Genomic DNA, 12,542 nt, shown 5'->3' with positions numbered 1-12,542 from the left:
GCATTTTACCGCAGCGCGATTTTTTTATTCATGCATATGTAAGACACCAAAAACTTCTGAAACATAGGCTTTTTTAGTAGCTACGCATTTTTTCTGATGAAAGACGTAGGTATAGACCTCATCAAAAAAGTTTTTATCACTTTCTTGTGAATACGTTCTAAAAATCAACATCGCTTGCGGGACATTACACATCTTTTTGACATGTTGAAGTAATTCTTCGATGCGTTCGTAGTTTGGGACGTTTAAAATGCCGATTGCATGCATGGGTGAAAGTTCACGTTTACAAAATAATTTTTCCAATGTTTCCATATCTTTTTTAAAATAGTTTTCACGTTCTAAATGTAAAATAAAATCGTGCCAATATGTACCGTCAAAACCATCCCACCAAGTTAAATCCATCGGGCGATTTAAACCATTGCACGTATCTTCCGCATAGGCATGGTATCCGAGCATCGAACCAAGTCGTGAAAAATATTCTATTTCTGTCATTGTAAAAGAGTGTTTACCGTGGTCGACTGTTAAATGGAATGTATGATAATTTCTCACATACCCATCAAATAATTTCATTAAATCAAATTGCATTCATGTTCCTCATTTCATAAGAAAAAAATCGTGCGATGATTGCACGATTTTTTCTGTCTATTAATCACCAATTTGTTCAGTTAGTTCTTCTAATTGTGTAATTAAGTCACCAATAAAGGCGATTGTATCTTGTAGTGGTTGGTCTGTTGTTAAGTCAATACCAGCCATTTTTGCTAAATCAACAGGTGATTTTGTACCGCCTGCTTCTAATGTGCGAATCCAATCTTGTACCGCAGTGTCACCTTCTTTTAGAATACGTTGTGATACTTGTGTTGAGATTGTTAAGCCAGCGCTATATGTGTAAGGGTATAAGCCCATGTAATAGTGTGGTTGGCGCATCCATGTAAGTTCGGCACCGTCATTAATATCAACCGCATCACCCCAGAATTCTTCTAAAACCGAGCGTTTTAAGTCATTTAAAATCGAAGCAGATAGCGATTGACCTGCATCAATTTTTTCATATACTTTACGCTGGAATGCAGCTTCTAGTAAATGCGTTACAAAATTATGATAGTATGTGCGTGCAACAATTGTTGAGATTACCCAGCGTTTGAAACGTGGATCTTCTGAGTTTTGTAGCAGGTGATTCGCCATTAACATTTCGTTCATAGTTGATGGTGCTTCGACAAAGTAAGTCGATGATTCACTATTTAATAGTGATTGTTCACGCTGTGCATATCGGAAGTGTCCAGCATGACCTAATTCATGTGCTAGAACGAATACTTCATTCATACGACTTGTCCAAGAGATTAAAATGTATGAATGTGAACCATATGGACTTGCACAGAATGCACCTGTTGATTTTCCTTCATTTTGCGCAAAGTCAATCCAGCGCTGCTCGAAAGAATCGTCAATCATTTGAAGATAATCTTCACCCATTACACCAAGTGCCTTCTTCAAGTATTCTTTTGATTCTGGAATCGTAATACTTGGTTCATAAGATGGATCTAATGAAATTTTCAGGTCAGCGAAAGTCATATTTTCTAAGCCATGTACTTTTTGAAGTAATTTTGCATAACGACGCATATGCGGTGCAAGTTCTTTCATCGTTACATCAATTTGACGGTTATAAAGCGTGCGGTCAACTTCCTGCTCATCAAGTAAATAATCAATAACTGAATCATAGCCACGTAATTCAGCCATTGTCTTTTCAGTTTGTACATGTGTTTGATATGTCTTGGCAGTTGTGTGTAAGTAGTGACGCAGTTGTTTTGAAAAAGCGTCAAATGCTGCGCGACGAACAGCCGTATTACTTTCTAACTCCCAATCACCTTCAAATAAATTATAATTTAGCGGATAATTTTCACCCTCTACTGTGAAGTCAGGGAATTTTAAATCGACTAATTTCGTTGTGTTGTATAGACCATAAGCTGCTTGAAATGTACCTGACAGAGAAGCTAGAACACGTTCTGTTTCAGGGCTTAGTTGATGTGCTTTTTGGTCGATTAAACGTTTAATATAATGCGCATAGTCAGGCGCAAGTTGTTTTGCTTCTTCTAAAACTTCATTTGATAAAGCAAGTAAATCACTCATCACAAATGATAATTTTGCATCGATTTTTGCCGCAATTGTTGAAAAGTCACTTGCACGAATTGCAGCTGCTTCATTTGTTTGATCTGTTTCAACATCTAGCTCGGCATAAGAGCCGATAATGAATAAGTCAGCTAAAACTTTTTCATAATCAACAAATAATGTCGATAAATCTTCTGCTTTTTGAATATGATCTGTCCATTTTGCTACAAAAGCATCAACATCTTGTTGGATTTTTGTAATGGCAGCATCGTATGCAGCGTCATCTTGGATTAAATAACGTAAGTCCCATTTTTCTTGTTCTGGAACATCTTGACGAAGTGGAAAACTTTCGTACATAAAAAAACCCCCTTGATTCTTCGGTATTCGAAGTAATGACTTTAGTATATAATACTTCGAATAATTCGACAATTATTGTTCGAAAAAAAGACCCTATCTCTGAGTTGAGACAGGGCAATACGTATTATTCAGGAGCTAACATAATCTTTTCAAGTTCAAGAGGCTCGATATATTCAGTTCCACGGAACGCACGCATGTTACCACCTGAAATTTCATCAATTAATAAAATTTCATTTGTTTTCGCATCGCGACCAAATTCAAGTTTAATATCATATAACTCAAGATCTTTTTTAGCTAGTTCGTCTTTAACGAAAGAAGCAATTTTTTGTGTTGCTTCTTTTAGCGTCGCATACTCATCATTTGTTAAGATACCAAGTTGTGCAAGTGCATCTTCTGAAATGGGTGGATCTAAACGGTCATCATCTTTAATCGTTACTTCTACGAAAGCATCAAGAGGTTGCCCTTCTTCCACATATGCACCGTAACGCTTTAAGAAACTACCAACTGAGCGGAAACGACAGATAACTTCAAGACCTTTTCCAAAAACAGTTGCAGGTTTTACCGTCATTGTTGCCTCATCCATATTTGAAGAAACGAAGTGTGTTGGTACACCCATCTCATTTAATTTTTCATAGAAAAATGTTGTTAAACGTAACCCAGCAAGACCTGCACCATCAATTGTTAAACCAACTGTGTTAGCACCTGGATCGAATACACCGTTTTCACCTGTAACATCATCTTTGAATTTTAATAAAAAGTGACCATCTTCTAATTCGAAAACATTCTTTGTTTTACCTTCGTACTTCAAAATCATGATAAATCCTCCTAATGTTCGTTTATTATCTCTAAAAATCTTTTTAAAACGTATTATGTTCGTTTTTAACGCTTTTAAAACGATTATTTATAGTTATATTATAATTTATAATTCGTATTTTGTGAAGGGTGCATACCCATTTATTTCCGAATGTCCCGATTGGATGAGCGAGTGACCCAAATAGATGGGTGAATGACCCGATTGGTAGAGCGAATGCCCCAATCACTTCGACGAGTGACCCGTTTCGCCACCCGAATGTTCGATTTCACCCAATCATAGTGAAATGAAGTCCTCTTGAATTACTCAAAAGCCTTGAAGAAAGTGCAGAAAGTGAGTAATTAAGATTTTTTAGGCGAGTGCCCCAATTTTGCCCTCGAATGTCCTGTTTGAACGGGTGAATGTCCCGAACTGAGGAGTGAGTGACCCATTTCGCCGCTCGAATGTTCGAATTCGTCCTAGACAAGATAACTTAAGACACCCAAAATCATAAAAAAAACAGAAATCGGCATGAACGATTTCTGTTTTTTTCTTTATAATTAGATAACACCTTGTGCGATCATCGCGTCAGCTACTTTTAAGAAACCAGCGATATTTGCGCCGATTAAAAGGTTGTTTTCGTGACCGAATTCTTTTGCAGCTTCACGACTATTTTTATAAATGTTACGCATAATTTCATGTAATTTTGCATCAACTTCTTCAAATGTCCAGAACATGCGCATGCTGTTTTGGGCCATTTCAAGAGCAGATACCGCTACACCACCAGCATTTGCAGCTTTTGCAGGAGCAAATAATACATTGTTTTCAAAATATAAATCAATTGCTTCCAATGTTGAAGGCATATTGGCACCTTCGCCGACAGCTTTAACACCGTTTGCGATTAATGTTTTCGCAGCATCTGCATCAATTTCATTTTGTGTTGCGCATGGAAGAGCGATATCACAAGGAATTGACCAAATGTTTTCGCATCCTTCTACATAAGTTGCTTCTGGATGTGCGTCGATATATTCTTTAATACGACCACCGCGAACTTCTTTAATATCTTTCACTGTATCTAACTTGATGCCAGAAGGGTCATGAATATAACCATCTGAATCTGAGCAGGCTACCACAAGTGCGCCGAGTTGTTGTGCTTTTTCAATTGCGTATGTTGATACATTACCTGAACCAGATACGACAACTGTTTGGTTTTCAAATGTTGCATTGATTTCTTTTAACATTTCTTGTACAAAGTAAACTGTACCATAACCTGTTGCTTCTTTGCGTGCAAGAGAACCGCCAAAACGAGGTAATTTGCCTGTAATTACGCCTGGTAGATAAGAAGCTTTAATACGATTGTATTGTCCGAATAAGAAACCAATTTCGCGTGCGCCAACACCAATATCGCCTGCAGGAACATCTTCGTGTGGTCCAATATATTTGTGTAATTCTGTCATAAACGCTTGGCAGAAGCGCATGATTTCTGAATCAGATTTTCCTTTTGGATCGAAGTCCGATCCACCTTTAGCACCGCCAATCGGTTGGCCTGTTAAAGAGTTTTTGAAAATTTGTTCGAAACCTAGGAATTTAATGATGCTTTCGTTTACAGAAGGATGGAAACGTAATCCACCTTTGTAAGGTCCAATCGCTGAACTGTATTGTACACGGAAACCACGATTTACTTGTACTTTACCATTATCATCTTCCCAAGCAACGCGGAATTTTACAACACGTTCTGGCTCGATAATACGCTCAAGTAAACTTGCTTCCATATATTCTGGACGTTTTGCAAAAACAGGTGCTAAAGAATAGATGATTTCTTTCACTGCTTGTAAAAATTCTGGTTCATGTGCATGTGTTGCTTCTAAGTTTTTATAAACTTCATCGATATAATGCATTGCTACTTGTTCTGGATTCATTGTTACCATAAATTTAAAACCCCCATGTGTTATTCTTGTATTGGCATAACTATAACGAAATTTTTAAAATTTTTCAATTGTCCGATTTTTATAATTATGCAATATTAATGTATTTTTATTCATGAAAGCGTTACCGGATGAATATGCCAAAAAGAGATTGATTTCATCTCTTTTTGTAATTTAAAAGGAAAGGAAGGATTTTTTTGTTAAAAGTACATATCGACGCAGATGGTTGTCCAGTTGTTTTATCGACAGTCAACATCGCTCAAAAATCTCAAATAACCCCCATCATTTACTGTGATACATCGCATGAAATTCGTGTGGAAGGAGTGGAGACAAAAATCGTGTCAAAAGGCATGGATGCTGTAGATTTCGCTATTTTAAATGTCGTGTCAAAAGGCGATATTGTCGTAACACAGGACTATGGATTAGCTGCAATGGTACTTGCGAAAGGTGCTTATTGTATCGACCAAAACGGACGTGAATTCACGAACGAAAACATCGACCAACTATTATTTACACGTCATGTTGGACAAAAGATTCGACAAGCGGGAGGGCGCACGAAAGGACCGAAAAAACGTCAAAAGGATGCAAATGAAATATACGAAAAAAAATTTAAACAACTTTGTGAACGAGCAAGAATAGATGCTGAAAAAGCATAATTGATATCAAAAAGAGATAAGACTAATCGAAAGGGAATATATATTTATGCATTTTCACTTCTGAAAAATATATTCGGTCAAAAGACTAAGAGGTGTTGAATAGGAATCGCTGCCGTTGAAAGGGACAAATCCACGCGTGAAAGGGAATCGCTGCTGTTGAAAGGGACAAAACTGTGCGTGAAAGGGAATCGCTGCTGTTGAAAGGGACAAATCCACGCGTGAAAGGGAATCACTGCCGTTGAAAGGGACAAATCCACGCGCGAAAGGGAATCACTGCCTTTGAAAGGGACAAATCCACGCGCGAAAGGGAATCATCACCGTTGAAAGGGACAAATCCACGCGTGAAAGGGAATCGCTGCCTTTGAAAGGGACAAAACGACGCGCGAAAGGGAATCATCACAGTTGAAAGGGACAAAACGACGCGCGAAAGGGAATCATCACAGTTGAAAGGGACAAATCCACGCGCGAAAGGGAATCGCTGCCTTTGAAAGGGACAAATCCACGCGCGAAAGGGAATCGCTGCCTTTGAAAGGGACAAATCCACGCGCGAAAGGGAATCATCACCGTTGAAAGGGACAAACTCGCGCGCGAAAGGGAATCGTCGCCATTGAAAGGGAATCACTGCCGTTGAAAGGGACAAATGGTCGCGCGAAAGGGAATCTCCACAATTGAAAGGGACAAACTCACGCGCGAAAGGGAATTATCACCATTAAAAGGGAGTCCAATCACACAAAAGCCTGATGCAAATTTCGCATCAGGCTTTTGATTTTCTTTATTTAGTTGATTCATCAAGTGCGGCAACAGTTTGTTCTACTTCTTGACGGGACATTTTTACGTGTCCTTTTTTCATTGCATCGAGTGTTTTATGTGCAAGTGCTAATGGAATTTTACAGAACATGAGGATACTGCGTTTTTTGATTGAGCGATTGTATGCGTCACCTTTCGCTAAGTTTTCTTCTGCGTAAGCGAATAGGTCATCACGCGTCCAACCTTCTGGCATGAAGCTTACACCGCGCTCAGCATCTTCATCTTGATTGCGTAGAATGTTCACTGCTTGTAAGCCGCGACCATAGCCAATTGCTAAATCACGATCTGTTTCGATACCTGCTCCCCATAACCAAATATCCGAAAGCATTGTGCCAACAAGACCAGCTACATAGTATGTGTAATCGTCTAAATCTTCTTTTGTTTTACAAATCCAGTTTTTACGAGCCCATTTTGCCATACCAGAAGCCATCTCACTTGTGGAAGCGGCTACTTGTGGGCGAATACCCTCTGGTGTTAAAGTTAACCAGTCATTTAAACGTAATGATACTTCGGGTAATAGATGGCGGTAATCTTGAATAACTGCTTCATATGCTTGTTCATCAAATGAAGGTTGTAATAAAAGTGCCGCTGTTGCATCAAGCATTTGTGCTTTTGCTTCGTTCTCGATTTCTTCGTGATCTTCAATTTCATCAATTGCGCGCATACATAGGTAAGCCATCGCTACCGTTGTTTTTAAATCTTTCTCTAAAAAAGTAATTGGAATAAAAAAAGTACGGCTTGTTGCTTTTAAAATGGCCATTGCTTCTTTATACATTTTCTTTGTGTCAGTCAAAGTATAGACCTCCATTTAATATAAGTAGATAGTTTCTATTCTATCGTACTTCAGGTAGAAGGAAAATAAAAATTAAAAGTACATGGGAAAGCTTCTCAATTTTTTGTTTGTAATGTGTTTTTTTGTTGTGTATTCTATATGAGAACGGATTCATACTTTAAAATGAATCAAACTAGTTAAAAGATGTACATAATTTACGTACGCTAAGGAGATTATTATGGTAAGAGCAATCGGTATTGATGCGGGTGGTACATTAACAAAAATCGCCTACATAAACGAGGAACAACAATTAATCTTAAAACACGAACCATCGACAAATTTACAAGAAGTTGCGGCATTTATCGATGCACATCCAGAAGTTGAAAAAGTAGGTTTAACAGGTGGACGTGCAGAGCAGTTACGACAGCTCGTCACAGCAGAAAAAGAATTTGCTTATGTTGTGGAATTTGAAGCGACACTAAAAGGAGTTCGATTCTTATTAGAGCGTGAAAATATCGACTTAAAGCGAGCGATTATTACAAATATCGGTTCAGGAACGTCGGTTCATTATATGAACGATGATACGTATAAGCGAGTAAGCGGTACAGGAATTGGTGGTGGTACACTAATTGGCTTGAGTGCTTTATTAACAGGTGTTTTTAACTATAATGAAATGAGTGAGTTGGCTCAGCAAGGGAGTCGAAAGTCGATTGATTTAATGGTAGCAGATATTTTTAAAGGACAAGAAATTCCAGCACCTCTTCATCCAGATTTAACTGCGAGTAACTTTGGGAAAGTTGGGATCGATTTACGTTCAGATTATAAACAAGAAGATGTGCTCGCAACTGTTGCCCGTTTAGTGGGAGAAGTGATTACAACATTAAGTATTCAATTAGCACAACAATATGAAGTAGACGATATTATTTATATCGGTACGACGCTAAAAGATCATCCGGTTTTACGCGAAGTAATTGCAGATTATACTGTAATTAAACAAAAGAATCCGATTTTCTTAGACGATCAAGGTTATAGTGGTGCAATTGGTGCTTTAAATAAAATGCGTACGTTAGAGCAGCAGTAACATACTGCTGTTTTTTTAAAACAATCAAACAATTATTTACATAGGTAAATAAATACCGTACAATAAAGTAGATGTTTACCTAAGTAAATTTATCTTTGGAGGTCAAAATGAATTTATTATTCCATGAACTATTACAAAAAACACGCGAATTTACAAATGGGATGAATGGTGTCTTAAAGCAACATGGTATCTACAGCAGTCAATGGACAGTACTTTTCATCGTAGAACAACGCGGTGAGATGTCACTCACATCGATTTGGAAATACTTAAATGTAGAAGCACCAACCATTACAAGAACAGTTGCACGTTTGGAACAACTAGGGCTTCTTCAACGAAAAAAAGGAGACGATTTACGTGAAAAAATCGTTTCACTAACAGAAGAAGGAAAGAAAAAATTCGAAGAAGTAAAAGTAACAGTTTCAGCATACGAAGATCAATTTGCGAAAGGTCTAACAGAAGAAGAGCAAGAACAATTGAAGGGATTGCTCAGAAAGATGAAAGGATGACCTTTTTTGAGCCAGAATCAGAAAATCTGGACTAAGCAATTTCTTAGTTTATTTTTTACAAATATGAGTGTATTTTTTGTTTTTTATGGGTTAGTCAATGTGCTACCGATTTATGTAACAAGTGAATTAAAGCGTGGGAGTGAAGATGCGGGGTTACTATTAACCATCTTTTTACTCTCTGCCATTGTTGCAAGACCGTTCATCGGTAAGATTTTAGATGTGGTCGGAAAACGAAAAATGCTCGTCATGAGCATGGTCGGTTACTTTGTAACGACGATTTTATACGTTTTTATTAAACCTTTTTTACTTTTATTAGTATTACGATTCATTCAAGGGATTTTCTTTAGTGTGTTAACCACTGCAAATAATGCGATTGCAGCTGACACAGTTCCGATGGAAAAACGAGGTCGAGGTCTAGGGTATTTTGCAATGTCACAAAATTTAGCCATTGTTTTAGGACCTTTTGTAGCGCTTCTACTCATTCAATATGTATCGTTTGATGCTTTATTTTGGGTGATGTCAGCTATTTTACTTATTGGAAGTACGCTTGTTCTTACACTTCGTATAACAGAGCATGAATTCCCAGAAGGAAAGCCAAAATTAACATTTAAAATGAGCGACTTAATTGAAAAAGGTGCTGTTCCATTTGCATTAATCGGTTTATTCGTGGCTTTTTCTTATTCAGGTGTTCTATCGTTTTTAGCTGTTTATGCTCAAGAAAAAGGTGTACTAGCAGTTGCAAGTTTCTTCTATGTCGTCTTTGCAGCAGCAATGCTCTTATCAAGACCATTTACAGGTAGAATGTTTGATACAAAAGGGCCGAACAGTATTATCATGCCTGGTTTTATCTTATTTGCAATCGGTCTACTATTCATGGCTTGGATGCCAAATGCGTTCGTCTTTTTACTAGCAGGCGCATTAATCGGATTAGGATACGGAGCGCTTGTTCCAAGTTTTCAAACACTTAGTGTCCAAAAGTCACCAGCTAGAAGAACGAGCTATGCAACAGCTACATTCTTTACATTTTTTGATATTGGGATTGCACTAGGTTCCTTTATTTTAGGTTCTGTAGCAGCACATAAAGGCTATGCGATGATTTATCTTGTAGCAGGTGTAGTGATTCTGATTGTAGGTATTTTCTATATTTTAAACACATTGCGTAAAGGTAGAATAGCGACTAAACAGCAGCATGTATAACTGAAAAAAGAGAGGCTAGTATAGATGCTAGTCTCTCTTTTCGTTTGTGTTCATTAGTATAGCTTCACGCGCTAATCGGTCAGCTGCTTTGTTTTGATCGTCAGGAATCCATTTAATGAAAAATAAATCGAAGCTATCAATTAATGGGAGTGCTTCATCTATAAAGTGCGCATAATGTTTTGCATATCGCTTTTCAATAGAAGAAACGACGATTTTCGAATCAGAGCGAACAGATACGAGAGAAGAACCTAATTTTTGTGCTTCCTTCAATCCACGAATGAGTGCATGAAATTCAGCAGTATGATTATCCATCATACCGACTGGTTCACTAATTCGTATTTGATGTCCTTCTCCTTTAATGAAAATACCGATGCCACTCGAACCTGGATTACCAGCGCTTGCACCGTCAATATAGACTTCTAACATAGACGATTGCCTCCTCAATTTCTTTACTTGCAAGAAAGGTTCTATTAATAGTAGAATAGACGAATGCCTAAAAAAAAGCTAGATGGATGAGAAAAAGAGGTGACGTATTACATGATCGATTTCACAACCATTGTACAAGATATTGATGCGTTAAACGAAAAGTATTGTGAAGGCTGTTTTGTAAAACAACAACTTCGTAAAGATCGTGGAAAAGCTGCAGCACATCGTTTTTGTATTGAATCATGTACAATTGGTGAGCAACTTCAGTTTTTGGGACAGGAATTATTAAAAACATCTAAGCGTGCTTAGAATAGTAACTCATATAAATAAAAAGTTCGGTTTGGAAAGAGAAATTGTGTTCATACGCAGTTTCTCTTTTTATATTTGTCTATTTTCTTTAAAAAATTTAGAATATTCTTCTATTTTTAAAAATTTCGTGATAAAGTACGTAATAATATTGACTTGAAAACAAATAATTTGTACACTGTGAAGAAACATTTGTTTTTCTTGTAAGTACAAAACAACTAAAATAGATTGGGATGGATAAAGATGAAAGTATGTAAATTTGGCGGCACATCTGTAGCAAGTGCAGAACAAATCAAAAAAGTAGCAAATATTATTCAAGCAGATCCAACACGTCGTATTGTGGTCGTTTCTGCACCAGGTAAACGTACATCGGAAGATATTAAAGTAACCGACTTATTAATCGATTTAGCGCATACGGTCATCGCTAAAAAGCCTTATGAAGAAAAAATTGCAGCAGTTGTATCACGTTATGAAGATAATGCGATTGGTTTAGGTTTGGATCACGAAATTTGTGACATTATTGAGTTAGATTTAAAAGCACGCTGTGAACAAGCTATACATTTAACAGATGAAATGTTAATGGACTCCTTAAAAGCAAGTGGAGAAGATAATAATGCCAAAATGGTCGCTGCTTATTTTAACAGCATTGGCATCCCAACACGCTATGTAAGTCCAAAAGAAGGGCTAGTAGTGAATGATGTGCCAGAACGTACAATGGCAATTGCAGAAGCTTATGAACAATTAGCTTCATTAAAAGATAGTGATGAAATTATTCTATTCCCTGGTTTCTTCGGTTATACAAAGTCAGGTTTATTACGCACATTCGATCGTGGAGGCTCAGATATTACAGGTGCGATTCTTGCGGCAGCAGTTGGCGCTGATTTATACGAGAACTTTACAGATGTAGATTGTGTATTCAGTGCGAATCCGAAAGTAGTCAACAATCCAGCGGAAATTACAGAAATTACGTATCGCGAAATGCGTGAATTATCGTATGCAGGTTTCTCTGTATTCCATGACGAAGCATTGATGCCTGTCGTAAAACAAGGGATTCCTGTAAATATTAAAAATACAAATAATCCAAGTGCTCCTGGGACACGTATTGTAGCAAAGCGTGAAGAAAGTAAACGTCCTGTTACGGGTATTTCAGCTGATTCAGGCTTCTCGATTTTATATGTATCAAAATATTTAATGAACCGTGAAATTGGTTTCGGACGTAAATTACTACAAATTTTAGAAGAAGAAGATATTTCATACGAACATACACCATCTGGTTTAGATGATATCTCGGTTATTATTCGCAGCTATCAATTAGACGATGAAAAAGAAGCGCGTATTTTAGATCGTGTTACGAATGAATTACATGCAGATGATGTGAATTTCCGTCATGGCTTCTCAATGATTGTGGTTGTAGGTGAAGGTATGAAGTATAAAACAGGTTTAGCTGCTAGTGCAGCAACAGCAATTGCACGTACAGGAGCGAATATCGAAATGATTAACCAGGGTTCTTCAGAAGTATCATTATCATTTGGTGTATTACGTCAATATGAAGATGTGATTTTAAAAGAGTTATACAATGAATTTTTCACAGCTGTAACTGCTTGAAAGAATCCACATATTCGCAA

The 12,542-nt window shown here is 37.3% G+C and carries 12 protein-coding genes; 6 read left to right on the top strand and 6 right to left on the bottom strand.

From position 1 onward, the window contains the following. Window positions 1–24: 24 nt before the first annotated feature. The 4 genes from ACKVQX_RS00250 to gdhA all read right to left on the bottom strand — a co-directional run bounded on the left by ACKVQX_RS00250 (window position 25) and on the right by gdhA (window position 5,169). Window positions 25–582, bottom strand: a complete 558-nt coding sequence (locus ACKVQX_RS00250; protein ID WP_409135902.1) for a hypothetical protein — start codon at window positions 580–582, stop codon at window positions 25–27. A gap of 60 nt (window positions 583–642) precedes the next feature. Then, a complete protein-coding gene (gene pepF / locus ACKVQX_RS00245; RefSeq protein WP_409135901.1) occupies window positions 643–2,451 on the bottom strand; it encodes an oligoendopeptidase F in 1,809 nt (602 codons plus the stop codon). Window positions 2,452–2,575: 124 nt separating this feature from the next. Continuing rightward, window positions 2,576–3,265, bottom strand: coding sequence for a phosphoribosylaminoimidazolesuccinocarboxamide synthase (locus ACKVQX_RS00240; RefSeq protein WP_068454233.1), 690 nt, complete (start codon window positions 3,263–3,265; stop codon window positions 2,576–2,578). Between the two features lie 536 nt (window positions 3,266–3,801). Further along, a complete protein-coding gene (gdhA, locus tag ACKVQX_RS00235) occupies window positions 3,802–5,169 on the bottom strand; it encodes an NADP-specific glutamate dehydrogenase (RefSeq protein ID WP_068454229.1) in 1,368 nt (455 codons plus the stop codon). Between the two features lie 194 nt (window positions 5,170–5,363). Between gdhA and ACKVQX_RS00230 the strand changes: the two genes are divergently transcribed. After that, on the top strand, window positions 5,364–5,822 hold the full coding sequence (locus ACKVQX_RS00230) for a YaiI/YqxD family protein (protein WP_068454226.1): 459 nt from the start codon (window positions 5,364–5,366) through the stop codon (window positions 5,820–5,822). Between the two features lie 772 nt (window positions 5,823–6,594). Here ACKVQX_RS00230 and ACKVQX_RS00225 read toward each other — a convergent pair. Further along, on the bottom strand, window positions 6,595–7,422 hold the full coding sequence (locus ACKVQX_RS00225; protein ID WP_197409917.1) for a squalene/phytoene synthase family protein: 828 nt from the start codon (window positions 7,420–7,422) through the stop codon (window positions 6,595–6,597). Window positions 7,423–7,639: 217 nt separating this feature from the next. Here ACKVQX_RS00225 and coaW point away from each other — a divergent pair, with 217 nt between their 5' ends. From coaW to ACKVQX_RS00210, 3 genes are all read left to right on the top strand, one after another. After that, on the top strand, window positions 7,640–8,482 hold the full coding sequence (gene coaW / locus ACKVQX_RS00220) for a type II pantothenate kinase (protein ID WP_068454221.1): 843 nt from the start codon (window positions 7,640–7,642) through the stop codon (window positions 8,480–8,482). Between the two features lie 107 nt (window positions 8,483–8,589). Beyond that, window positions 8,590–8,988: a MarR family winged helix-turn-helix transcriptional regulator gene (locus tag ACKVQX_RS00215; RefSeq protein ID WP_068454217.1), complete on the top strand. Its 399-nt coding sequence runs from the start codon at window positions 8,590–8,592 to the stop codon at window positions 8,986–8,988. A gap of 6 nt (window positions 8,989–8,994) precedes the next feature. Then, window positions 8,995–10,185: an MFS transporter gene (locus ACKVQX_RS00210; RefSeq protein ID WP_285216089.1), complete on the top strand. Its 1,191-nt coding sequence runs from the start codon at window positions 8,995–8,997 to the stop codon at window positions 10,183–10,185. Window positions 10,186–10,212: 27 nt separating this feature from the next. On the opposite strand, the gene ACKVQX_RS00205 is transcribed toward ACKVQX_RS00210, so the two are convergent. Then, a complete protein-coding gene (locus ACKVQX_RS00205) occupies window positions 10,213–10,611 on the bottom strand; it encodes a reverse transcriptase-like protein (RefSeq protein ID WP_087682621.1) in 399 nt (132 codons plus the stop codon). 114 nt (window positions 10,612–10,725) lie between these two features. Here ACKVQX_RS00205 and ACKVQX_RS00200 point away from each other — a divergent pair, with 114 nt between their 5' ends. Both ACKVQX_RS00200 and ACKVQX_RS00195 read left to right on the top strand, forming a co-directional pair. Then, window positions 10,726–10,920 (top strand): zinc-finger domain-containing protein, encoded by a 195-nt coding sequence (locus tag ACKVQX_RS00200; protein ID WP_068457441.1) that lies wholly within the window; start codon window positions 10,726–10,728, stop codon window positions 10,918–10,920. A 240-nt stretch (window positions 10,921–11,160) separates the two neighbouring features. Continuing rightward, the gene (locus ACKVQX_RS00195; RefSeq protein ID WP_068454211.1) at window positions 11,161–12,522 is read left to right on the top strand and encodes an aspartate kinase; all 1,362 of its coding nucleotides are present in this window, start codon (window positions 11,161–11,163) and stop codon (window positions 12,520–12,522) included. Window positions 12,523–12,542: the final 20 nt, after the last annotated feature.

The sequence above is a fragment of the Kurthia sp. ISK08 genome (assembly GCF_046159805.1).
GTDB lineage: Bacteria > Bacillota > Bacilli > Bacillales_A > Planococcaceae > Kurthia > Kurthia gibsonii.
This window is presented reverse-complemented; position numbering and strand designations above follow the sequence as displayed.

Coding starts and splice junctions, on each gene's coding strand:
- ACKVQX_RS00250 (WP_409135902.1), bottom strand. CDS start 582: ATGCAATTTGATTTAATGAAATTATTTGATGGGTATGTGAGAAATTAT.
- pepF (WP_409135901.1), bottom strand. CDS start 2,451: ATGTACGAAAGTTTTCCACTTCGTCAAGATGTTCCAGAACAAGAAAAA.
- ACKVQX_RS00240 (WP_068454233.1), bottom strand. CDS start 3,265: ATGATTTTGAAGTACGAAGGTAAAACAAAGAATGTTTTCGAATTAGAA.
- gdhA (WP_068454229.1), bottom strand. CDS start 5,169: ATGGTAACAATGAATCCAGAACAAGTAGCAATGCATTATATCGATGAA.
- coaW (WP_068454221.1), top strand. CDS start 7,640: ATGGTAAGAGCAATCGGTATTGATGCGGGTGGTACATTAACAAAAATC.
- ACKVQX_RS00215 (WP_068454217.1), top strand. CDS start 8,590: ATGAATTTATTATTCCATGAACTATTACAAAAAACACGCGAATTTACA.
- ACKVQX_RS00205 (WP_087682621.1), bottom strand. CDS start 10,611: ATGTTAGAAGTCTATATTGACGGTGCAAGCGCTGGTAATCCAGGTTCG.
- ACKVQX_RS00195 (WP_068454211.1), top strand. CDS start 11,161: ATGAAAGTATGTAAATTTGGCGGCACATCTGTAGCAAGTGCAGAACAA.